Genomic DNA, 22421 nt, shown 5'->3' with positions numbered 1-22421 from the left:
TTTTTTTCATCTCGTCAAATATGTCAAGCTGTCAGTCGGGGGAGGAAATACACATGATCAACAAAAGCGTGATTATGGATGAAGCTGCGATCCGTCGGGCTTTAACCCGGATTGCCCACGAAATTATCGAACGCAACAAGGGCGTGGAAGACTGCATCGTCGTCGGCATCAAGACGAGAGGGATTTACCTTGCAGAGCGATTGGTTGAGCGGATCGAACTGATCGAAAATGTAAGAGTTCCTGTCGGACAGCTGGACATTACATTTTACCGGGATGATTTGCAGCACAAGTCCGAGGACGCCGTACTCCACGGTTCCCAACTGCCTGATGAAATTACTGGAAAAACGGTGATTCTCGTCGACGACGTGCTCTTTACCGGCCGTACGGTGAGAGCGGCGCTGGACGCGCTGATCGACAACGGGCGTCCGCGCATGATTCAATTGGCCGTACTGGTAGACCGGGGCCACCGCGAGCTGCCGATCCGGCCGGATTTTGTAGGAAAGAACGTTCCGACCTCGCGTAGCGAAATTATCGATGTACAGCTAGCGGAAGTGGACGCCATGGACATGGTGACCATTCGCCAGTTGATCTAACTGCATACACCTCTTTAAATGGCAATCCCGTGAGGTTGCAAAGAGGTACTTGCTTCCCGTCTTTCGATGGAAGGAGTATGCCTCTTTGCGCCTCTCGCAAAGAGGTTTTTTAGTAGACAGAAACGTTATACACGCACAGGGGGATATCGAAAATGAGTCAAAAAAACTTTGTTGATGTGCACGAAACGCCGCCGATCTCCAGGCTTTTGCCGCTCAGCATTCAGCACCTGTTTGCCATGTTCGGTTCGACTGTACTGGTGCCGATTTTGACAGGCCTGGACGTGGCGACCGCACTGTTTACCAGCGGGATCGGGACGCTTCTGTTCCTCTGGATTACAAAAGGAAAGATTCCAAACTACCTGGGCTCTTCCTTTGCCTTCATCGGTCCGATCATCACAGTGAGCCAGGCTTACGGAGTCGGTACTGCACTGCTCGGCTGTCTGCTCTCAGGCCTTGTCTACATCATCGTGGCGGCCATCGTCAAGAAGGCAGGTGTCAAGTGGCTGGATCGGGTACTGCCACCGGTGGTAATTGCGTCGGTCATCGTCGTAATCGGACTTAGCCTGTCTGTCGTCGCTGTCGATATGGCGACAAAGGTAACGGTAGACGGACAATCGCACCTGTCCTTGACCTCCATAGAGATTTCGCTCGTAACGATGATTGTAACGATTCTTGCGGCAGTGATGCTGCGCGGATTTTTCGCCCTGATTCCGATTCTGATCGGGATCATCGTCGGGTATCTTTACACCCTGCTCCGCCATCCCGATTTGATCGACCTGAACAAAGTGGCTGAAGCAAAATGGTTTGTCGGCTTCTCGGGGATGTTTCACGATCACTTCAAATTCGGCGAAGTTGCAGCTGTAATCGGCAATCCTTCCGCATGGGTTGCAGCGCTGATCATTGCGCCGGTCGCATTCGTGACACTGGCAGAACACTTGGGTCATCTGCTTGTTACGAGCAAAGTCATGGACCGTGACCTGATGAAAGACCCCGGCTTGCACCGCAGCCTTTTGGGTGACGGGATTGCGACCTCTCTGGCCGCGTTCATCGGAGGACCTCCGGCGACGACGTACGGCGAAAACATCGGAGTTCTGGCAATCACTCGGGTCTACAGCCGGGTCGTGATCGGACTGGCTGCTGTCTGTGCCATCCTGTTCGCCTTCGTCGGCAAAATCAGCACGCTGCTGATGACCATCCCTACACCGGTGCTTGGCGGCGTCTCCATTATCCTGTTCGGAATCATCGCCGCCCAAGGATTGCGCATGTTCGTCGAAAACAAGGTCGACTTTTCCAACAAGCGCAATATGATCATCTCTGCCGCGATCCTCGTAACCGGGATCGGCGGCTACAAAATAAGCTTCGAAGGTGCTACCTTCTGGCAGGCATTCCTGCACAATCTGACGATTGACAACATCGCCTTCGCTACCTTCCTCGGGATCATCCTGCACGTGATTCTCCCGGGGAAAGAATCGGCGATGGGGGAAGCTCACCGCGAAGCACAATCCTGACACGTTCCAAATTCCTTTAAAACAGTCCCGTGAGGCTGGCAAGGAAGTAGGGCGCTGTTTGCCCTGCTTGTCGAACGAAGCGAAAAGCTTCTTGCCTATGCCCGCCTCACGCGGCAGCTTGGCAAGAAGCTTTTTTTGCACACATCTACAGACGGTTTGGAGAAATCGGAAATAACGGAGGGATTCGAGATGAGTAACATGCGGCATCTGACTGGAATCAAGAATTTGTCTAGAGAAGAGATCGGCAGCCTTTTGGAGCGTGCGGATTTCTGGGCAAAGAGTCCGGGCGTGCAATCAGAGGTGTTGCGGGGACGCTTCGTCGCCAACCTGTTCTTTGAAGCAAGTACGCGGACCAGATTCTCTTTTGAGGTAGCCCAGAAGCGGCTCGGTGCCCATGTACTGAACTTCATCCCGGAGACCTCCTCCACGGTAAAAGGGGAAACCATCCTGGATACAGTGCGAACACTGGAAGCGATGGGCGTGGAAGCAGCGGTCATCCGGACTCGCAAGGACGGCCTGTTTGAAGAGCTGGCTGATCAGGTAGAGCTCCAGCTGATCAACGCCGGGGACGGTACGAACGAACACCCGACGCAGTGCCTGCTCGATTTGCTGACCATGCAGCAGCAATTTGGCAAAATCGAAGGGCTGAGCGTCGCGATCATCGGCGACTTGCGGCACAGCCGCGTCCTCGGCTCGCATCTGCACGCTCTGCCGAAAATGGGCGCCCATCTGCTGCTTGCGGGACCTGCGAGCATGATGCCGCAACCCCAGCTCGTCCCTCATGGAGTTCAAATCGTCGAAATCGACGAAGCCGTCAGGACGGCTGACGTGGTCATGATGCTGCGTGTCCAGCTCGAGCGGCACACCTCCTCGCTGTTCATATCCAAGGAAGAGTATCATCTGGCCCACGGACTCACGCTGGAGCGAGCACGCATGATGAAGCCGGGAGCGGTGATCATGCACCCTGCTCCAGTGAATCGCGGAGTGGAGATTCACACGGATCTGGTCGACTGCGAGCGGTCGCTGATCCATAAGCAGGTGACCAACGGCGTAGCGGCACGCATGGCCGTCATGGAAACATTACTGAGAGGGAGCGATGTGAAATGGGAATCATCCTTGGCAACGGCAAACTGATCAATCGGACGGGAGAGCTGATCCCCGCAGAGGTGCTGGTCACTGACGGACGGATCACGGCGATAGCGGAAAAGGTAGACAGAGCCGGACACGAGTGGATCGATTGCAGAGGCGGGCTCATTTCCGCTGGCTTCATCGATGTGCACGTCCACCTTCGCGAGCCTGGCCTGGAGCAAAAGGAAACGATCGCGACCGGAGCGAATGCGGCGGTGCGAGGCGGATTTACGACCATTGCCTGCATGCCGAATACCCGGCCCTCCATCGACAGTGTCGAGACAGTCCGCTACATCCACGATAAGGCACGCGAAGCAGGTGCTGCCCGCGTCCTCCCTTACGGCGCAATTACGATCCGCCAGCTGGGCAAAGAGCTGACCGATTTTGCCGGATTGAAGGAAGCAGGGATCTTTGCCCTCACAGACGACGGCGTAGGCGTGCAATCGGCCGGCATGATGAAAAAAGCGATGCAGGAGGCGGCGGCCTTGGGTCTTTCCATCGTCGCCCACTGCGAGGACGACACGCTCTTGCCTCCGGGCGGCGCGCTGCACGACGGCGTTGTGGCCGCCCGCCACGGACTGCCCGGCATCCCGTCGGAGTCTGAGTCGGTCCATGTGGGACGCGATATTCTGCTGGCCGAGCAGACAGGCGTTCACTATCACGTCTGCCACATCAGCGCCAAGGAATCCGTACGGCTGGTCCGCGACGGCAAACGCGCCGGAGTCAACGTCACCTGCGAAGTGACTCCGCACCATCTGCTTCTGTGCGATGAAGACATCCCGGAAGATTTGAATACGAACTGGAAGATGAACCCGCCGCTGAGGTCCCGGGACGATCGCGCGGCGCTGATCGCGGGTCTGAAGGACGGCACGATCGACATCATCGCGACGGACCACGCCCCGCATACGGCAGAGGAAAAGGCAAACGGCCTGGAGCGGGCGCCGTTTGGCATCGTCGGTCTGGAGACGGCCTTCCCGCTGCTGTACACAAACCTCGTTCTGACAGGCGAGCTTACATTGAAACAACTGGTCGATTTTCTCACGGTGAAACCGGCTGACTGCTTCCGGTTGCCATACGGACGCCTGGAAATCGGAGCGCCGGCCGACCTGACCGTGATTGATCTGGATACAGAAAAAGAAGTAGACCCCGATACGTTTGCGAGCAAAGGCAAAAACACGCCGTTTGCCGGCTGGAAATGCAAAGGATGGCCTGCAGTAACACTGGTTGACGGAAAAATCGTTTACCGCCAAGCGTAAAAAAGGAGGAGCGAAGATGCGAGCGAGACTGATTTTGGAAGATGGTACGGAATGCGTCGGAACGGCGTTTGGAAAGGTGAAGGAAACATACGGTGAAGTCGTGTTCAACACGGGCTTGACGGGCTATCAGGAGGTATTGTCCGATCCGTCTTACTGCGGACAAATCGTCACGATGACCTATCCCTTGATCGGAAACTACGGGATCAACCGCGACGACTTCGAAGCTGTACGTCCGTATATCCACGGATTTGTGGTCAGAGAGCACTGCGACGAACCGAGCAATTGGCGCAACACCAGCACCCTTGACGAGCTGCTCAAGGCGTACGACATCCCGGGAATCGCCGGGGTGGACACGAGGATGCTGACACGGAAAATCCGCTACCACGGAACGATGAGAGGGCTCATCACGACGAGTGACGCTCCGCTTTCCGAATTGCTTGATTCGCTGCGCAGCACGCCGCTCATGACCGATCAGGTGGCCCGCGTATCGACCAAGAGCGTTTTCAGCTGCCCGGGGACGGGACATCGCGTGGTGCTGGTCGATTTCGGCGCAAAGCACGGCATCCTGCGTGAGCTGACCAAGCGCCAATGCGATGTGGTCGTGGTGCCGTACAACGTGACCGCCGAGGAAATTCGCCGCTTGCAGCCTGACGGAATCCTGCTCTCCAACGGCCCCGGCGATCCGAAAGACGTCCCGCAGGCGATCCGGATGATCAGCGAAATACTCGGAGAATACCCGATCTTCGGAATTTGTCTGGGCCACCAGTTGTTCGCGCTCGCATCCGGGGCGGACACGATGAAGATGAAATTCGGGCATCGCGGAGGCAACCATCCGGTCAAGGAAGTCGCCACCGGACGCACGTATATCACCTCGCAAAACCACAGCTACGCGGTGAAGGAAGAGTCGATCGCCGGAACCGGTCTGACGATTACGCATACGGCTCTCAATGACGGAACCGTGGAAGGGCTGAGCTGCCCGGAGAAGCGGGCCTTCTCGGTACAGTACCACCCAGAGGCCGCTCCGGGTCCATATGATTCGGGTTACCTGTTCGACCGCTTTATCGAAATGATGGAAAACGCCAAGGAGGAGAGTTCGCATGCCAAAACACGCTGATTTGAAAAAGATTCTGGTTATCGGTTCCGGTCCTATCGTGATCGGGCAGGCGGCAGAGTTTGACTACGCAGGCACGCAGGCTTGCCAGGCGCTGAAAGAGGAAGGACTGGAGGTCGTCCTGATCAACTCCAATCCGGCCACCATCATGACAGATACAAATATGGCAGACAAGGTGTATATCGAGCCGATCACGCTTGAATTTGTCACGCGTGTCATCCGGCAGGAAAAGCCGGATGGTCTCTTGCCGACGCTCGGCGGACAGACAGGCTTGAATATGGCGGTAGCCCTTGCCGAGGCAGGGGTGCTGGAAGCGGAGAACGTCAAGCTCCTCGGTACCAATCTGGATTCCATCAAACAAGCGGAAGACCGCGAGCTGTTCCGTGCGCTGATGAAGGAGCTGGGCGAGCCGGTGCCGGATTCCACAATCGTCAGCACGGTCGAAGAAGCAGTCGATTTTGCCAACGAGATCGGCTACCCGATCATCGTCCGTCCGGCCTACACGCTGGGCGGCACCGGCGGAGGCATTTGTGCGGACGAAGAGAGCCTTCGCGAGATTGTCGCCAGCGGTTTGAAATACTCGCCGATTACGCAATGCCTGATCGAGAAAAGCATTGCCGGCATGAAGGAAATCGAATACGAAGTGATGCGCGATGCCAATGACAACTGCATCGTGGTCTGCAACATGGAAAATATCGACCCGGTAGGCGTGCATACGGGCGACTCCATCGTTGTCGCGCCTAGCCAGACGTTGTCGGACCGCGAGTACCAAATGCTCCGCTCCTCCGCGCTGAACATCATTCGCGCACTGGGCATCGAGGGCGGCTGCAATGTGCAGTATGCGCTTGACCCGCACAGCTTCCAGTATTACGTGATCGAGGTCAACCCGCGCGTCAGCCGTTCTTCGGCCCTGGCCTCCAAAGCGACCGGCTATCCGATCGCCAAGATGGCGGCAAAGATCGCGATCGGCTACACCCTGGATGAGCTGCGCAATCCGGTTACCGGACAAACGTACGCTTGCTTCGAGCCGACACTCGACTACGTCGTGAGCAAAATCCCGCGCTGGCCATTTGACAAGTTCCAATCGGCCAACCGCAAGCTGGGCACCCAGATGAAGGCGACCGGAGAAGTGATGGCGATCGGTCGAACATTCGAGGAATCGATCATGAAAGCGATCCGCTCGCTGGAAGTGGGCACCTATCACCTGGAGATGAAAGGCGCATCGGAAATTGCCGAAGAAGAGCTGACGGCTCGCCTGATCGCTGCCGACGACGAGCGGCTGTTCCTTCTGGGAGAAGCGCTGCGCCGCGGATGGAGCCTTGAGAGACTTCACGACTTGACCAAAATCGACTTCTTCTTCCTGCACAAATTCCACAAGCTGGTGGCATTCGAGTCGGAGCTGGCTCAAGGTTTGACGGAAGAAAAGCTGTATACAGCCAAGCGCCTCGGATTTACGGACAGGAAAATCGCCGAGCTTGCGGGGCAAACCGAAGACGAGGTTCGCGCACTCAGAAAGCAGCACGGGTTTACGCCGGTCTTTAAAATGGTAGACACCTGCGCGGCTGAGTTTGAGGCGTCAACGCCTTACTACTACTCCAGCTACGAAGTAGAGGATGAGCGCATCGAGACAGGCAAAAAGCGGGTGATCGTGCTGGGCTCGGGTCCGATCCGCATCGGACAGGGGATCGAGTTTGACTACGCGACCGTACACGCAGTATGGGCGCTGCAGGAAGCGGGCTACGAGGCGGTCATCATCAACAACAACCCGGAGACGGTCTCCACCGACTTCAACACATCCGACCGGCTCTACTTTGAACCGCTCTACATCGAAGACGTAATGAACATCATCGATGCGGAGAAACCGGAAGGCGTGATCGTCCAGTTCGGCGGTCAGACGGCGATCAATCTGGCAGACAAGCTGGCAGCCCGGGGGATCAAAATCCTGGGAACCAGCCTGGAGAACATCGACGCAGCAGAAAACCGGGAGAAGTTCGAGGCTCTGTTACGCAATCTCAACATCGCCCAGCCGCCCGGAAAAACGGTCACCTCGGTACAAGAGGCAGTCGTGGCTGCGGAAGAGCTCGGATTCCCGGTACTGGTCCGCCCGTCTTATGTGCTGGGCGGACGCGCGATGGAGATTGTCTACAACAATGACGAGCTGCTGGAGTACATGGAAAAGGCCGTAAAGGTAAACCCGGATCACCCGGTGCTGGTCGACCGCTACATGGTAGGGACCGAAGCCGAAGTCGACGCGATCTGTGACGGCGAAAACGTCCTGATCCCGGGAATAATGGAACACATCGAACGCGCAGGGGTGCACTCCGGCGACTCCATCGCGGTTTATCCGCCGCAGTCTCTGTCAGATACGATCAAGCAGGAACTGATCGAGATGACGACCAAGCTGGCCCGCGCACTGCAAATCAAAGGGCTGCTCAACATCCAGTTTGTCATCTACAAAAACCAGCCGTACGTGATCGAAGTGAATCCGAGATCATCCAGGACCGTGCCGTTCCTCTCCAAAGTAACCGGCATTCCGATGGCCAACATCGCGACAAAGGCCATCCTCGGCCACTCGATCACAGAGCAAGGCTTTACACCGGGCTACCATCCGGAAGAAGCGATGGTTTCCGTCAAAGTGCCTGTCTTCTCCTTCGCCAAGCTGCGCCGGGTAGACATCACGCTCGGACCGGAAATGAAATCGACCGGGGAAGTCATGGGGCGTGAAAGCACCTTGGCCAAAGCGCTTTACAAAGGGCTGGTGGCTGCGGGCATGAACATCCCGACTCACGGCTCCCTGCTGGTCACCGTGGCAGACAAGGATAAAGAGGAAGCGCTGGGTATCGTCAAACGCTTCCGCATGCTCGGGTTCAAGCTGCTGGCTACGGCAGGGACAGCCGACTATCTGGAGCAGGCAGGTCTCCCCGTCACCCGCGTGAACAAATTGTCAGAGGGCACACCGAACCTCTTGGACATGATTCACAGGGGCGAAGCCAACATCGTGCTGAACACCTTGACCAAAGGCAAGACGCCGCAGCGCGACGGATTCCGCATCAGACGCGAAGCGGTGGAAAACGGGGCGGTATGTCTCACCTCGCTGGATACGGCGACGGCACTTCTGCATGTACTGGAGACGATCACCTTCTCCACGGAGGCCATGCCGGCGCAGCGCTCTGGCGCGCAAGTTGCGGTAACCGTGTAAGGGAACGGTAAGCTTGAATGAAACGGGATAGAAAAGAGGAGAGTAGTGTGCAATCACAACCAACAGATGTTCGCGAGCGGATGATCGTAGCGCTGGACTTTTCCACCAAAAAAGAAGTAGAGCAATGTCTGCAGCGCCTGGATGGACGGGTCCGCTATGTAAAGGTGGGAATGGAGCTGGCATACGCGGAAGGTCCAGCAATCGTGCACTTCCTGAAAGAGAAGGGCCTCAAAGTCTTCCTCGATCTGAAGGTGCACGACATTCCCAACACGGCCAAAGGAGCGATGCGAAGCCTGGCCCGCCACGGGGTAGACATGGTCAACGTCCACGCAGCAGGCGGCACACAGATGATGGCCGCTGCACGGGAAGGCCTGGAGCAAGGAACGCCGGCGGGCGCTGCACGCCCGCTCCTGATCGCAGTCACGATGCTGACATCTACGGGGAAAACGACGATGAACCAGGAGCTGGCTATTCCCGGGAATGTCGAGGATGTAGTCGTACACTACACGATGATGACGAAGCAAGCGGGCCTCGATGGGGTCGTTGCCTCTCCTCTGGAGGTCCCCGTGATCAAACAGGCAGCGGGCAGCTCGTTTATTACCGTGACTCCGGGGATACGGCCGCTCGGTTCGGACAAGGGAGACCAGACCCGTATCACGACACCGGAGAAGGCTTTTCAGCTAGGCAGCGATTATCTGGTCATCGGCCGGGCGATCACGGGTGCGCCGGACCCGGCGGAAGCATGGGAAAAAATCGTGCAAGAGGCAGAAGCGGCACGCATCTAGCGCGCATGGGGGAGGAAAAGCAATGATGACAAATACAAAAACTACTGCCAAGGAAATCGCGGGCAAATTGCTGGAGATCGGGGCCGTGCATCTGCGGCCGGATCAACCGTTCACCTGGACGTCGGGGATCAAGTCTCCGATTTATTGCGACAACCGGATCACGATGTCCTACCCGACTGTTCGCCGCCAGATCGCGCAAGCATTTGCGAAAGCGATCCGCGAAAAGTACCCGCAAGCGGAAGTGATCGCGGGCACGGCGACAGCTGGCATTCCGCATGCGGCTTGGGTGGCGGAAATTCTCGATTTGCCGATGATCTATGTTCGTGACAAGGCAAAAGGCCACGGGCGTCAAAATCAAATTGAAGGCGCCCTCCACAAAGGCCAAAAAGTAGTCGTCATCGAAGACTTGATCTCGACAGGCGGAAGCTCGCTGAAGGCGGCCCAGGCTGTAGCGGAGGAAGGAGCCGAAGTGCTTGGCGTGATCGCGATCTTCAGCTACCAATTCCCCGACGCTTCGGGGCTGTTCGCGGAAGCCGGCATTGAGGCAAGCACCTTGTCCAACTATACGGCATTGCTGGAAGCTGCCAAAGAGAACGGAGTTATCACTGCTGATCAGGAATCCATTCTCGCCGACTGGCGCAAATCGCCCAGAACCTTTTTTTCTTCCTGATCGCGTGTAGCACGAAGCAGAGGGACAACAGATCATCACGCTTGTGCAAAAAGCTGCGGATTTTCCCGCAGCTTTTTGCTGTTCAGACGAAAGAGGGGCAGACAAGCTATAATAGTGGTATCAGGCTTACGGGGGAAAAACCGAATCGGCAAACCATAAGGAAGAATAAGCTTGATCAAATATTCGTTCAGTTACCGACAGGAGGCATACGATGCAGACAGATGTAACCAGGTTGATCCAATCGCACCGCTCCATCCGCAAGTACACGGACAGACCGATCCCGGACGACGTGCTTGCGGATATTTTGGCAAGCGCCCAGTGGGCTCCTTCCTCGCACAACGTTCAAGCCTACAGCATTGTCGTCGTGCGTTCAGCGGAAAAGAAAAAACAGCTGGCCCAGCTATGCGGGGGACAGAAATGGGTGGAGACATGTCCCGTCTTTCTTGTGTTTTGCGCTGATTTCTACAAGTTGAAGCTGGCGAGCGACATGCACGGAAGCGAATTTTTGGCTGACGAGGTGGAAAATATGCTGGTGGCCGCCGTAGATACGGCATTGGCAGCGGAAAACGCGCTAGTCGCCGCTCGTTCTCACGGTCTGGGCGGAGTAATGATCGGCGGAATACGCAATCAGCCGGAGGATGTCGCCCGCCTGCTTAAGCTTCCTGTGCTAACCGCTCCGATCATGGGCATGTGCCTGGGCTATCCCGATCAAGACATGGAGCAAAAGCCAAGACTGCACAAGCGTGCGGTCATCCATGAAGAGGAATACCGGACGGAGCATTTGCCGGAAGCGCTGGAGGAGTACGAAGCGGTTTCCGCCGAATATTATGCCCGCAGAACAAGGAAAGATCATGCGGAAGGCTGGACCAAACAGATGGCCGATTATTTGCAAAAACCAAGGCGTCCGCATCTTGGCGACTTTTTAAGGAAGCAGGGATTTCCTTTGAAGTAGGAGCCGAGATCAGCCAGGGGGAACGGAAAAAAGTGCCCAAAGTTTCGCAGTAGGAAACCGGGCACTTTTTGTTTGTCAATTCTTGACAATGCTTGGTATGCTAGTAAGATTAATGGTGTTTGCATTATCGGGATTGGAGATGACAGTTTGTTGAACCGGGAGCTTTTACAGCCTTCTTTGGCGAATGGAGAGATACGTGTAACCAAATCTTACGACATTGATCGTTTTTTTTATCTCGGCTTTTTCGGCGGCGTGCTGCCGGTCATGATTTTGGGTACGAGAAATGCGATATGGCTGCGGTGCAGCAAGAAGATGATCGCGATGCTGCTTGGAACCAGCTTGCTTCTTTGCGGATTGAAGCTCGCTTACGTCGCCTGGACGGGAGCCGACAGCGTAGCGCTTCTGTCACGGATCATGGGCGTCGCCCTGGCAGTTGTCTATCGATACGCCCAACGAAAGCGCTACAAGCTGCATTCCGTCATCATCGGTGAGGATCAGCCGATTTTTTGGTGGGGACTGCTTGCCGTGGTGGCCGGAATCGTATTCGACAGTTGGCTGGTGACGATGGGGAAGGGGATTCACGATGTATTTGATCAGGGATGACAATAACGTAGCCTGGCAGGAAGCCATGCATTTGTACCACATGGGGCGCTATGAACAGGCAAAAGAAAAATTCATGCCGTTTTTGGCAACCAGTCAGGAGGACGGTCAGCTGCTGTTCTTCGTAGCCTATTGCTCTTTCAAGCTGGACCAGCTGGACGAAGCCGAGACGTTTGCCCGCGAAGCTTTGCGCGTCGGCTACTTCGGGGAAGAGGTATACTCGCTGCTTGGTATTATTTGCAAGGCAAAGGGCGCTTACGCTGAGGCGGAAGAATTTTTTTTGGCCGGCCTTGCCAAAAATCCGCAGGACGGCGATTTGCTCGCCCAATACGGGTATTTGATGCTGGTCACCGGTTACGAGGAAAAGGCGAAGCTGTTGATGGCTGAAGCGATGCGAGTCGACCCGGAAAGCGAAGTCGTCCTGCACTACCATTACCATTTTTTGCGGGCGTACGATGAGGTCGAAGCCCAGCAGGAAACGATCCGAAAATACAACGAAATCGCCGGAAGTGATGTTGACAAGCTGCTGAAAATGGGGCTGGCCGCACTGGATCGGGGAAATTATCGGGAAGCCCGGGAGTGTTACCGGCAGGCCTATTTGCTGGATCCCGGCAATGAACCGCTCTTGTATGCGATCGAAGAAATCGACGAGATCATCCATCCGGTCTTTTTCCCGAATCGCTTGATGCAGAAAACGGGCGGGCCGGTCGTCTGGTGGATTTGTTTTATCGGGGCCGTTTTTCTTTTCGGCAAGCTAGACTGGGAGGGGGCTGCGGGAGTCCTCGCCATGGTCTACGTCCCTTTCTGCATATATACATGGATCTCCCCTTTCATTTACCGGGCAGTGCGAAAATGGGGGCGCTATCGGTAAAGGCCCAGCCACCTGAGCGGCTTGCTGGCTTGATAGCCGAGGTAATAGAACAGCTCGCGAAGAAAAAAAGGAGCTTTTGTCTTCAGGCTTTGATAGGCTGAGGTGGGCGTCGGCGAGGAGTATGCCTCCATCCCCAGGTCGTGGGCCATGGCCAGAGAGCGTTTCATGTGCAGCGGATCGCTGACAATCGTAAAGCTGCGCCAGTTTGCGGTACGGGCAACCTCGAGTGCGAATGAAAGGTTTTCTTCCGTAATAGTAGAGCGGTTTTCCAACAAAATATCGGCAGGGTGCACCCCATGCTTGATGGCGTAATCGCGAGCCACCTCGGATTCGGCTTCGGCGCTGTCTGCGCTTTTGCCGCCTGTAAACAGGATTCCTTGGACATACCCGTTCTGGTACAGCCAGATAGCGTGGTCGATCCGTTCCCGAAACACCGGGGAAGGCTGCGAATCCCAGACGGCTGCTCCGAGGACGATGGCCGCATCTGTCTTTCCCCAATAGCGGACGGAGGCAAAGGACCAAATGCTGTAGGCTGCGTGAGACACCGTCAGTAGAACAAGCAGCGACAACAGCAATAAAACGCGGGTAGATCGCTTTTTTTTCATTTTCATGAAGAACCCCCAAGTGGAAACCGAAATTCCGTGAAAAGGAATGAAATTGTACAAATGCCGGAAAAAAGAGACTTGTCCGTCAACAAGCGGGCTGCAAGTCTCTTTTTTGCTGCTTATGAATACAATCCACCCGTATAGATGGCTGCCAATGTTTTCGCGATCTCGTCCAGTTGAGCTTGATGTTCTCCCCGAACGATTTCCCAGAGGTACATTTCATGCGAGTAAAACCAGCCGCGTGCGACCAGCTCCGGATCAAGTCCGGTCCGTGCCAAGCCGTTCTGCTGGGAATAGGCGATGTCCTGGGCAATTCTGTTGATGAAGCGCTCGCGGATCTCGGCCCATTTTTGCGAAGCAGAGGCCGAGACGCCAATCGCCTCTCCAAATACCTGCAGCATCTTGCGCTCAGACTCAGCCATTCGTAAAAAGGCAGTCGTCTGGTACAGAATAAGCTCTTCAGCTTCGGCGCGGGAAGCGGGTGTAAAGGGAAGCTCTGCAATACTGTAGAATGCCGTCATGACATCTTCCATCAAAACGATCAGGAGGTCATCCTTGCCTGTAAAGTGGACATAGGCGGTACCGTATCCTGTTTTTGCCCGCTTGATGATCTGGGAGATCGTCGCTTTGTGGAAGCCTTCCTCGCGAAATACTTCTTTGGCTGCTTCCAACAGCTTGTGCCGGGTGTGCAGCGAACGCAAATGGCGTCCATCCGTTACGCTCTTTGTCTCTTCCACAGCACCGCCCTCCTTTACCAACTAGAATACAGGGAAATAAGGGAAAAAGGAAGAGAGGCGGACTCCAAAGCAAACTAATTCAAAATATTGACACTATGTCAACTTTTCTGTAATCTTGTGCTAACAACCGATACGAAGGAGGTTTTCCCTTGAAGGAATCTGCGTTTTCGCCCACGGAAGAATTTGCTCTGGAGCAGGACAATCGCGATGCTCTGGGTCCTTTTCGCGAAGAGTACTACCTTCCGCAAGGTATTGTCTACCTGGATGGAAACTCGCTTGGGATGTTGTCAAAAAGGGCCGAGCGTACCCTCATGGACTCGCTGAACGATTGGAAACGGATGGGGATTGATGGGTGGACACAAGGGGAGCGACCGTGGTTTTACCAGGCGGAGAGGCTGGGGGCTTGTCTGGCGCCGCTTGTCGGAGCGGATCCCGATGAAGTGATTGCAAGCGGTTCCACAACGGTCAATCTCCACCAGTTGGCGTCCACCTTTTATCAGCCTGAGGGGAAACGGACCAAAATTCTCGCCGATGAGCTTACCTTTCCCTCGGATATTTATGCCTTGCAAAGCCAGATCAGGCTGCGTGGACTCGATCCGCATGAGCATCTGGTCTTGGCAGCCAGCCGCGATGGCCGCTTTCTGGAGGAGGACGACATCATCGCTTGCATGACTGAAGAGATCGCCCTGATCGTCCTCCCCACTGTTTTGTATCGAAGCGGACAGCTCCTCGATATCCCGCGATTGACGGAGGAAGCGCACAAGCGGGGAATCATGATCGGCTTTGACGGCTGTCATTCGGTCGGTGCGATTCCGCATCGATTCAGCGAATGGGATGTCGACTTTGCCTACTGGTGCAACTACAAGTACCTCAATGGCGGGCCTGGCAGTGTTGGCGCGCTGTACGTAAACCGGAAGCACTTCGGGCGGTTGCCAGGACTGGCCGGTTGGTTCGGATCGGACAAAGAGAAACAGTTTGATATGGAGCTGAGCTTTTCGCCCGCGCAGACGGCTGGAGCGTACCAGATCGGGACGCCGCATATTTTGAGCATGGCCCCCTTATTCGGAGCGCTGTCCATGTTCGAGGAGGCGGGAATAGACCAGATTCGCCAGAAGTCCTTGCAGCAGACTGCCTATTTGATGGATCTGCTTGATGAGGAGCTTGCGGATCACGGCTTTGTCATCGGAAATCCGCGAGAGGATGCGAGGAGAGGGGGACATGTCAGCCTGGAGCATCCGGAAGCGGCCCGCATCTGCAAGGCTTTGAAAGATAGCGGGGTGATTCCGGATTTTCGGGCGCCAAACGTGATACGCCTGGCACCAGTAGCCCTGTATACCTCATACCATGATGTATGGCGTGCCGTCCAAATCCTGAAGCGGATTATGGAGGAGCGGACGTATGAACGTTACGAGAACAAACGCGGCGTGGTCGCTTGAAGCACAATAAATCTGCCGGAAACGCAGGAGAGGAGCTGCCAGGAATATGAACTGGATTGACATATCGCGTCCGCTCGCGCCCGGTGCCCCTACATGGCCTGGCGATACGCCGTTTCACTACGAGGTGAGCTGGCCGAAATCCGAGAGCGGCTCTGTCAATGTAGGCAAGCTGACGATGAGCCTGCATACGGGTACACATGTAGACGCTCCTTATCACTTTGACGATGACGGGAATAAAATTCTTGATTTGCCGATCGAGATTTACATCGGTCCGGCTATAGTTCTGGATGTGTCCGGGAAACAGAGCGTCGGAGCCGCCGATCTGGACGGTATCGATCTGACAGGGGTGGAACGGCTTTTGCTCCGTACCGGCTCGTGGCCCGATCCTGGGCGTTTTCCTTCTGATATCTGTTATCTCCGCTCTGATCTGGCTCCTTTTTTAGCGGAGCAGGGCATTCGCCTGATCGGTGTCGACGTCCCGTCGGTCGATCCGCTGGACAGCAAGGAGCTGCCGGCTCATCACAGTCTGCACGCCTGCCATATTCACATTTTGGAGGGGCTGCTGCTGGATCATGTAGAGCCGGGACAGTACGAGCTGATAGCCCTGCCGCTGCCGCTCGTCCAGGCGGACGGAAGTCCTGTTCGTGCCGTATTGCGCCGTTTAGCACAGGGAAATGAATAAGACATCGCGGAGCCGGATGCTTTCGGCCATGCTGCTCGCTGTTACTTGAAAAAGGGGAGGAAAAGCCGTTGACCAGAGAGCTGTCGGATTACGAGAAATACATTCGGACAGAGGAACTGCTCGGGTTGCAAAAGCGTGAGGATGAGTTGGCGTGCGCGGATGAACTGACCTTTCAGGTGATTCATCAGATCGCGGAGCTGCATTTCAAACTCGTCATGCAATATCTGCAAATGGCCAAATCGGCGATGGTCGCAGGGGAGCCTGACAAGGCAAAGGAACATCTGCACCGCGTCAATCTCCACATGAAGCATCTGCCGGAAGTATTTACGATGGTCAAAGTGATCAGTCCGTTGGATTACCATACCATACGGCTCGCGCTCGGGAGGGGCAGCGGACAGGATTCGCCGGGGTTCAATCAGATCCTCCAGTTTGGCCCGACCCTTTGGGAGCCATTTGAAAAGCTCCTGGGCGAAAAGGGACTGTCTCCTCTCGACGTGCACAAAGAGCCCACGGCACATCTCGCCTTGTATCAGCTGATGCAGGAGCTGATCCAGTTTGACGAGGGCTTCCAAAGCTTTCGCTATCAGCATCTGCAGCTAGTGCGCCGGATGATCGGCCTGGAGACAAACAGCCTCAAGGGGATACCGGCCCAAGCGCTGCAGAAAGGGGTCCGACACGAGTTTTATCCGGTGTTATGGAAGGCGATCAGCGAGTTGACCGACTGGACCGGCTCCAGCTACAATCCGCGGCCGCTCGGCGAGTAATCAGCTTCTCTCGAATGGAAAAATGTCTCCATTCGAGAGAAGTTTTTTTGTCAGTGGAGAAGCTTCAAGTCTTAAAGCGGGTGATAGTGCTACACTTTCCCCTGTTCTCGTACTTTGAACCAACAGGCATTATTTTAGTGAATTTTCAGAAATGTATCGAGCGTTCCTCCATATATTTAAGTAGACAACTCCACACAAGTCCAAAAAGGGGTGAAAATAATGGGGGAATCCGGGAAAAGCCGGGCATGGGAAGCGTATCGGTATCCCATCCTTTTGTTGGTTGCGATCCTCATCGGCGGCGTGATAGGGTGGGTGGCCGGACCGAAGGCAGATGTGCTCAAACCGTTTGGCGACATTTTTATCAATCTGATGTTCACCATTGTCGTGCCGCTGGTCTTTGTCAACATCAGCAGCGCGGTAGCCAGCATCGCAAACTTGAAGCGGCTGGGAAAAATCCTGGGCGTGATGCTGGCAGTCTTTGTCGCTACGGGTATCGTTTCATCTGTGCTGATGATCGTCGGAGTTTCGCTTGTTCCGCCGGCTGATGGTGTTCAAATCGAACTCAAAGCACCGGACGAGCTGAAGCCGCTGCAAACGGGAGAGCAGTTCGTAAACGCCTTTACCGTGCCCAATTTTAGCGATCTGCTGTCGCGGAAAAACATGCTGGCACTCATTGTCTTTTCGATCTTGTTCGGCCTTGCGGTAAGTCTTACCGGAGAAAAAGGGAGGAGGGTAGCAGACGGCCTCTCTCTTTTGTCCGAGGTAATGATCAAGCTGATCAAGCTGCTGATGTACTATGCTCCGATTGGGCTGGGTGCCTACTTTGCCACGCTCGTCGGGGTATTCGGGCCGGAGCTGTTAGGTTCGTACGCCCGGGCGATGTCGGTGTACTATCCGATTGCAATTTTGTATTTCTTCCTGTTCTTCACGTTGTATGCGTATATGGCAGCAGGCAGGGGAGGTCCGGGAAAGTTTTGGCGGGCAGCCGTCTCTCCTGCCGTCACTTCGCTTGCGACATCGAGCAGCGTAGCGACCATTCCAGTCAATCTGGAAGCGACGGCCCGGCTCGGTGTGCCAAAGGACATCCGCGAGATCGTCATCCCGCTCGGAGCCACTGCCCATATGGATGGTTCCTGTCTGAGCGCCATTCTGAAAATTTCATTTCTGTTTGGCTTGTTTCAAATGCCGTTTCACGGGTTTGAGACATACGTGACAGCCATTGTCATCGCTGTTCTGAGCGGTGTGGTCATGTCTGGCGTCCCGGGCGGCGGCTTTATCGGGGAAATGCTGATCGTTACGATGTACGGTTTTCCGCCGGAAGCACTGCCGATCGTCGCGATGATCGGAACGCTGGTCGATCCCCCTGCGACGATGGTGAACGCTACCGGGGATACTGCCGCCAGCATGCTCGTTTCTCGCATCCTCGAGGGCAAAGGGTGGATGAACAAAGCATGAATCCCGGAAATTCCATTGAGATCATGAAAAGGTGCATCCCTTTTGCGAAGATGCATGGCTGCGGCAACGACTTTTTGATTATGGACAATCGGCAGGAAGAATGGGAGGGCAAGGAGCTCGGAGCAATCGCCCGTCGGCTGTGCAATCGGGAAACGGCATTGGGAGCTGACGGATGCATGTGGGTGGAGAAGTCCGACGTTGCCGATTTTTCCATGCGTTACTTCAACGCAGATGGCAGCGAAGGGGAAATGTGCGGGAACGGGGCCAGATGTATTGCCCGTTACGCCTTTGAAAAAGGGATTGCGCCTGCAGCGATGCGGTTTGCTGCCAAAGACGGCCTGTATCATTCTCTTGTGGAAGGTCGATGGGTAGACGTGTACTTTCCGGCAATGGACAGGGCTGACTTTTTCCTGAATCGCCGTTATGAAGCCATGGATGGAGCTCGTCAATACCATTTTGCCGTGGTCGGTGTGCCGCATACGGTCTGGTTTGTCGCGGATACAGAAGAGATGAGTGACGAGCAGGTATCAGCCTGGGGAAAAGCGATCCGGTACGATCACTCGATCTTTCCTGACGGCGTCAATGTGAACTTTGTGCAAATAGCTGACGAAAACAAGCTCAAGATCCGGACGTATGAGAGGGGAGTAGAGCGAGAGACGCTCGCCTGCGGCTCGGGTGCGACGGCCAGCGCAATCACGTCGTCGTTGCTCGGTCTGGTCGCGTCGCCGGTAACAGTCTTGACCAGGGGAGGAGAGCTTAGGGTTTCCTTTCGCCTTGAAAACAATCTGGTCAGAGACATCGTTCTCGGAGGACCGACGAGGTGGGTAGCTTCCGGGTACCTCTTGCCGGAAATGTGGATGTAAGAGGAAGAGCGGTTTATAGATCGAGTTGGGATAACGAACAGGCTGTGACGGTTAAAAAGTTGTTAGAATGACAAACAGACTGCGAAGGTGAAACGAAAAGAAGCATGCTTTCCACCAAGCCGCCAAGCTCTGCTCAGGAAAGAATTTTGCAGAGCGCTCCCGGTCGGCTGCCTGAGGAAAACATGCTTCTTGTTTATCAAACGCTATTTGCCTGCCGGTCCAAATGAGCTGTCGCGATAAACCGGCTTGCCTTCAAATAAGGTGAGCAGAACCTTTGTCTCATTGATCTGGGTCGCCGGGATCTCAAACAGATTTTTCTCCAGGACGACCAGGTCGGCCTTTTTGCCGATCTCGATGGAGCCAGTCTCGTTTTCGAGGAAATTGGCATACGCTCCTTCGATCGTAAAGCTGGCGATCATGTCAGCCAGCGTGGCTCTCTCCTCCGGCCAGAGAATGTCGCCGGGATCGGTAGAACCGTGCTCCGCCCGAGTGACGCCGCGCTCGATGCCATCCAGGGGAGAGAACTCCTGCGTCACCGGATAGTCGCTCGAGGAGGCCATGTGTACCCCGGCGGCAATAAAGCTCTTCATCGGGTATTCGCGGTCAGCCCGTTCCTGACCGAGGTACGGTACCTGGATGTCTTCGTAATAGCCCGGTTCTTTAAAGAACCAGAACGGCTGAGGAACTCCGATCACTCCCAGAGCCTTGAAGCGGCTGATATCCTCCGGCTTGACAAGCTGGAGATGGGTGATGAGATGGCGGGAGTCGCGTTTGCCGTTGCTTTTTTGCACCGCTTCCAGTCCGTCCAGCGCAATCGAAGTGGCCGCATCTCCGATGGAGTGAACATGAACCTGAAAGCCTGATTTGTCGATGGCCGCTGCCATTTGCTTGTAGCTGTCCGGCCTCCAGACAAGCTCGCCAAGTGAATCAATATGTTCGTAAGGCTCGGACAAATAACCTGTGCTGCCTTCGATTACGCCATCCATAAAGATTTTGACACTGTTTGTCTGGTAGAGCGGTCCTTTGTTTTTCTCCCGTTCCTTAATGAACTCCTGGAGCTGTTCCGGCCCTTTTCCGGGATCAGCCAGGAAGGAATTGCGGAAACGCATGGTCAGCTTGTTGTTTTCCTCGGCTTTTTTGTAGGCGGCCAGAACGTTGGGACCGCCGATCATTGGCTCGTGGGCTGTCGTGACACCGCGTTCTGCTGCCATTTCCTGATAGGCCAGGATGCCATCCATATACTGGTCGACAGTAAATTCGGGAACCACGTCGGCGATCAGATCAACGGCTTTTTCGCGGAGCGTCCCCCATGGTTCGCCCGTGGCGTCATCCCGTTCGATTACGCCGCCCTCGGGATTTTTCGTATCCTTGGTAATGCCGGCGAGCTCGAGTGCTTTTGAATTTGCCCATACAGAGTGAACGTCTTCCGAAGTGAGCACGACGGGAATGTCCGAAATGACATCATCGAGCATTTTTTTGCTCGGCCCTTTGCCCGGGATCAGCGGGTTGCTCCAGCCCATACCGGTAATGACTTTGGCATCGGGATGCTTTTTGGCGAATTCGCGCACGGCCTGCAAATATTCATCCACCGATTGCTTGCCGTACAGATCGACAGAATGAATTTGCTTGACCGTTTCGCTGGCGTGAGTGTGACTGTCGAAGAAGCCGGGCAGCACCATTTTTCCTTTCAAATCGACGACTTCGGTCTTGGGGCCGGCATATTTTTTCGCATCGGCATCGGTTCCGACAAAAAGGATGCGCCCGTCTTTGACCGCGACGGCTTCCGCCCAGTTGCGGTTTTTGTCCACCGTGTAAACGGCTCCATTTTGCAAAATCAGATCGGCCTGCTTGTCCGCAGGCAGAGGTGCAGCATTTGCGCCATAGCTGACCAGGGAACCGAGCAGCAGCAGGCTTGCCAGAAAACAGGTTGTCCGTTTCACGCGTCATCCACCTTTTTACTCAAGTTTAATTTCCGACCAAATCCGGTCATACTGCTTGGCGGCATCCCCGATGTCCACCATGTATTCCCCTTTTGCCAAGTCCTCCTTCGGCGGATAGACGGCGGGGTCTTCCAAAACGGCCTTGTCGATCAGCTCGTGGGCGGCCAGGTTCGGATTCGCATACGGGTAATGTTTGGAGATTTCGGCGCTGATGTCCGGGCGAAGAATGAAGTTGATGAATGTCTCTGCCGTTTTTTTGTTTGGACTGCCCTTGGGAATGACGAAATTATCCTGCCAAAGCTCCATGCCTTCCTGGGGCAGTATCGTTTTGATCGCCGGATTTTCCTGACGGGCTAGCGAAGCCTCGGCACCGTAGACGATGCCGGCCGCCACCTCGCCGGATACGAGCAGCGTCTTCGGGCTGTCGCTGTCAAAAGCCTTTACGTTGGGCATCAATTGGCTGAGCAGCTCTTTCGATTTTTCCAGTACGGCGGGGTCCGTCTCATTCAGTGACTTGCCCTGCATTTGATTGGCGATGCCGATCATCGAGCGGGCGTCATCGAGTACGACCAGCGATCCCTTCAACTTTGGGTTAAGCAGATCCCGGTAACCGGAAATGGGGATGGAAACCTTGTCCGCATTGACCGCAATCACGACATTTCCCCACATGTACGGCACAGAGAAAGCCCCCTCGGGATCAGAGGAGCGTTTCAAAAACTCCGGACCGACGTTTTTGATGTTGCTGATGCTGGAGTAGTCCAACTTTTCCATCAATTGCTGTTTGCGCATCAAGTCTACCATGTAGTCGCTCGCGACGGCAAGATCATAGCCCGAAGAATTGACAGACAGTTTGGCGAACATTTCCTCGTTCGAGGAGTAGGTACTGATATTCACCTTTACGCCGTACTCTTTTTCAAATGCCTCCAGAACACTTGGCGGGATGTACTCCGACCAGATAAAGAGGTTGAGCGATTTGGACAATCCTGCCTGGCTGTCTCCGCCCGCTTTGGCAGCTTCATTTCCCGACGAGGGAGCGCCATTCCCCTGGACCTGCTGACCCGGCTGGACAGAGCTGCTTCCGCAACCAGTCAATCCGGTCAACAGAACCAGAGCAGCGACTAAGATGAGCATGAACAGGCTTGTCCGCTTTTTCTCCATCATGAGAGGTTTCACCTTCGTTTCATGTAGGATTGATGAATCGGAAGAAACGTACCCGATCTGTATTTAACAAAGATCGGGACAGCGGCAACAGCTGCCAATCCCGAT

General features: G+C 55.1%; 20 protein-coding genes. 16 read left to right on the top strand and 4 right to left on the bottom strand.

The window, feature by feature from the left end; all coding sequences use genetic code 11:
* Window positions 1-53: 53 nt before the first annotated feature.
* The 11 genes from pyrR (at window position 54) to NSQ24_RS16710 (ending at window position 12673) form a co-directional block, all read left to right on the top strand.
* The gene (pyrR, locus tag NSQ24_RS16760) at window positions 54-593 is read left to right on the top strand and encodes a bifunctional pyr operon transcriptional regulator/uracil phosphoribosyltransferase PyrR (protein WP_003386197.1); all 540 of its coding nucleotides are present in this window, start codon (window positions 54-56) and stop codon (window positions 591-593) included.
* Between the two features lie 152 nt (window positions 594-745).
* A complete protein-coding gene (locus tag NSQ24_RS16755; protein ID WP_031932970.1) occupies window positions 746-2101 on the top strand; it encodes a solute carrier family 23 protein in 1356 nt (451 codons plus the stop codon).
* Between the two features lie 189 nt (window positions 2102-2290).
* The gene (locus NSQ24_RS16750; protein ID WP_279041953.1) at window positions 2291-3235 is read left to right on the top strand and encodes an aspartate carbamoyltransferase catalytic subunit; all 945 of its coding nucleotides are present in this window, start codon (window positions 2291-2293) and stop codon (window positions 3233-3235) included.
* Window positions 3205-4485, top strand: a complete 1281-nt coding sequence (locus NSQ24_RS16745; RefSeq protein ID WP_243014272.1) for a dihydroorotase — start codon at window positions 3205-3207, stop codon at window positions 4483-4485. The genes NSQ24_RS16750 and NSQ24_RS16745 overlap by 31 nt, the downstream gene beginning before the upstream one ends.
* 16 nt (window positions 4486-4501) lie before the next feature.
* Window positions 4502-5599 (top strand): carbamoyl phosphate synthase small subunit, encoded by a 1098-nt coding sequence (locus tag NSQ24_RS16740; protein ID WP_003386192.1) that lies wholly within the window; start codon window positions 4502-4504, stop codon window positions 5597-5599.
* The gene (carB, locus tag NSQ24_RS16735) at window positions 5583-8795 is read left to right on the top strand and encodes a carbamoyl-phosphate synthase large subunit (protein ID WP_039070117.1); all 3213 of its coding nucleotides are present in this window, start codon (window positions 5583-5585) and stop codon (window positions 8793-8795) included. The genes NSQ24_RS16740 and carB overlap by 17 nt, the downstream gene beginning before the upstream one ends.
* Before the next feature lie 80 nt (window positions 8796-8875).
* A complete protein-coding gene (gene pyrF, locus NSQ24_RS16730) occupies window positions 8876-9580 on the top strand; it encodes an orotidine-5'-phosphate decarboxylase (protein ID WP_031932966.1) in 705 nt (234 codons plus the stop codon).
* 25 nt (window positions 9581-9605) lie between these two features.
* Window positions 9606-10250: an orotate phosphoribosyltransferase gene (gene pyrE, locus NSQ24_RS16725; protein WP_003386189.1), complete on the top strand. Its 645-nt coding sequence runs from the start codon at window positions 9606-9608 to the stop codon at window positions 10248-10250.
* 211 nt (window positions 10251-10461) lie between these two features.
* Window positions 10462-11202, top strand: coding sequence for an oxygen-insensitive NADPH nitroreductase (nfsA, locus tag NSQ24_RS16720; RefSeq protein ID WP_339166256.1), 741 nt, complete (start codon window positions 10462-10464; stop codon window positions 11200-11202).
* Window positions 11203-11352: 150 nt separating this feature from the next.
* Window positions 11353-11805, top strand: a complete 453-nt coding sequence (locus NSQ24_RS16715) for a hypothetical protein (protein ID WP_141334163.1) — start codon at window positions 11353-11355, stop codon at window positions 11803-11805.
* A complete protein-coding gene (locus NSQ24_RS16710; RefSeq protein WP_122958675.1) occupies window positions 11786-12673 on the top strand; it encodes a tetratricopeptide repeat protein in 888 nt (295 codons plus the stop codon). Before NSQ24_RS16715 ends, NSQ24_RS16710 begins: the two co-directional genes overlap by 20 nt.
* Here the strand turns inward: NSQ24_RS16710 and NSQ24_RS16705 are convergent.
* Together NSQ24_RS16705 and NSQ24_RS16700 are read right to left on the bottom strand one after the other, a co-directional pair.
* The gene (locus tag NSQ24_RS16705) at window positions 12664-13284 is read right to left on the bottom strand and encodes a YdcF family protein (RefSeq protein ID WP_031932965.1); all 621 of its coding nucleotides are present in this window, start codon (window positions 13282-13284) and stop codon (window positions 12664-12666) included. The two genes, NSQ24_RS16710 and NSQ24_RS16705, sit on opposite strands and share 10 nt — an antisense overlap.
* Before the next feature lie 113 nt (window positions 13285-13397).
* Complete coding sequence (locus NSQ24_RS16700; RefSeq protein ID WP_003386184.1) at window positions 13398-14015, bottom strand: TetR/AcrR family transcriptional regulator; 618 nt, start codon at window positions 14013-14015, stop codon at window positions 13398-13400.
* A gap of 149 nt (window positions 14016-14164) precedes the next feature.
* Between NSQ24_RS16700 and kynU the strand changes: the two genes are divergently transcribed.
* The 5 genes from kynU to dapF all read left to right on the top strand — a co-directional run bounded on the left by kynU (window position 14165) and on the right by dapF (window position 19215).
* Window positions 14165-15451: a kynureninase gene (gene kynU, locus NSQ24_RS16695; protein WP_024982935.1), complete on the top strand. Its 1287-nt coding sequence runs from the start codon at window positions 14165-14167 to the stop codon at window positions 15449-15451.
* A gap of 46 nt (window positions 15452-15497) precedes the next feature.
* Window positions 15498-16133 carry an arylformamidase gene (kynB, locus tag NSQ24_RS16690; RefSeq protein ID WP_003386182.1) on the top strand — a complete coding sequence of 212 codons (636 nt, stop codon included), beginning with the start codon at window positions 15498-15500 and terminating at the stop codon, window positions 16131-16133.
* A gap of 68 nt (window positions 16134-16201) precedes the next feature.
* Entirely contained in the window at window positions 16202-16897 is a 696-nt protein-coding gene (locus NSQ24_RS16685) for a tryptophan 2,3-dioxygenase family protein (RefSeq protein WP_003386180.1), read from the top strand.
* 219 nt (window positions 16898-17116) lie between these two features.
* Window positions 17117-18352, top strand: coding sequence for a dicarboxylate/amino acid:cation symporter (locus NSQ24_RS16680; protein ID WP_003386179.1), 1236 nt, complete (start codon window positions 17117-17119; stop codon window positions 18350-18352).
* A complete protein-coding gene (gene dapF / locus NSQ24_RS16675) occupies window positions 18349-19215 on the top strand; it encodes a diaminopimelate epimerase (protein WP_003386178.1) in 867 nt (288 codons plus the stop codon). The genes NSQ24_RS16680 and dapF overlap by 4 nt, the downstream gene beginning before the upstream one ends.
* A gap of 203 nt (window positions 19216-19418) precedes the next feature.
* On the opposite strand, the gene NSQ24_RS16670 is transcribed toward dapF, so the two are convergent.
* Entirely contained in the window at window positions 19419-21155 is a 1737-nt protein-coding gene (locus NSQ24_RS16670; protein WP_339166252.1) for an amidohydrolase, read from the bottom strand.
* Between the two features lie 15 nt (window positions 21156-21170).
* The gene (locus tag NSQ24_RS16665; protein WP_003386176.1) at window positions 21171-22316 is read right to left on the bottom strand and encodes a spermidine/putrescine ABC transporter substrate-binding protein; all 1146 of its coding nucleotides are present in this window, start codon (window positions 22314-22316) and stop codon (window positions 21171-21173) included.
* Between the last annotated feature and the right edge of the window lie 105 nt (window positions 22317-22421).

It is taken from the genome of Brevibacillus sp. FSL L8-0520, assembly GCF_037963895.1.
Taxonomy (GTDB): domain Bacteria; phylum Bacillota; class Bacilli; order Brevibacillales; family Brevibacillaceae; genus Brevibacillus; species Brevibacillus borstelensis.
Note: the sequence above shows the minus strand (reverse complement) of the source record. Positions and strands in the feature narration are given on the sequence as shown.

Excerpts from the sequence above, each read along its gene's own strand:
- NSQ24_RS16745 (WP_243014272.1), top strand. The coding sequence starts at position 3,205 with ATGGGAATCATCCTTGGCAACGGCAAACTGATCAATCGGACGGGAGAG.
- pyrF (WP_031932966.1), top strand. The coding sequence starts at position 8,876 with ATGATCGTAGCGCTGGACTTTTCCACCAAAAAAGAAGTAGAGCAATGT.
- nfsA (WP_339166256.1), top strand. The coding sequence starts at position 10,462 with ATGCAGACAGATGTAACCAGGTTGATCCAATCGCACCGCTCCATCCGC.
- NSQ24_RS16710 (WP_122958675.1), top strand. The coding sequence starts at position 11,786 with ATGTATTTGATCAGGGATGACAATAACGTAGCCTGGCAGGAAGCCATG.
- carB (WP_039070117.1), top strand. The coding sequence starts at position 5,583 with ATGCCAAAACACGCTGATTTGAAAAAGATTCTGGTTATCGGTTCCGGT.
- NSQ24_RS16740 (WP_003386192.1), top strand. The coding sequence starts at position 4,502 with ATGCGAGCGAGACTGATTTTGGAAGATGGTACGGAATGCGTCGGAACG.
- NSQ24_RS16750 (WP_279041953.1), top strand. The coding sequence starts at position 2,291 with ATGAGTAACATGCGGCATCTGACTGGAATCAAGAATTTGTCTAGAGAA.
- NSQ24_RS16680 (WP_003386179.1), top strand. The coding sequence starts at position 17,117 with ATGGGGGAATCCGGGAAAAGCCGGGCATGGGAAGCGTATCGGTATCCC.
- dapF (WP_003386178.1), top strand. The coding sequence starts at position 18,349 with ATGAATCCCGGAAATTCCATTGAGATCATGAAAAGGTGCATCCCTTTT.
- pyrR (WP_003386197.1), top strand. The coding sequence starts at position 54 with ATGATCAACAAAAGCGTGATTATGGATGAAGCTGCGATCCGTCGGGCT.
- NSQ24_RS16755 (WP_031932970.1), top strand. The coding sequence starts at position 746 with ATGAGTCAAAAAAACTTTGTTGATGTGCACGAAACGCCGCCGATCTCC.
- pyrE (WP_003386189.1), top strand. The coding sequence starts at position 9,606 with ATGACAAATACAAAAACTACTGCCAAGGAAATCGCGGGCAAATTGCTG.
- NSQ24_RS16705 (WP_031932965.1), bottom strand. The coding sequence starts at position 13,284 with ATGAAAATGAAAAAAAAGCGATCTACCCGCGTTTTATTGCTGTTGTCG.
- NSQ24_RS16665 (WP_003386176.1), bottom strand. The coding sequence starts at position 22,316 with ATGATGGAGAAAAAGCGGACAAGCCTGTTCATGCTCATCTTAGTCGCT.
- kynB (WP_003386182.1), top strand. The coding sequence starts at position 15,498 with ATGAACTGGATTGACATATCGCGTCCGCTCGCGCCCGGTGCCCCTACA.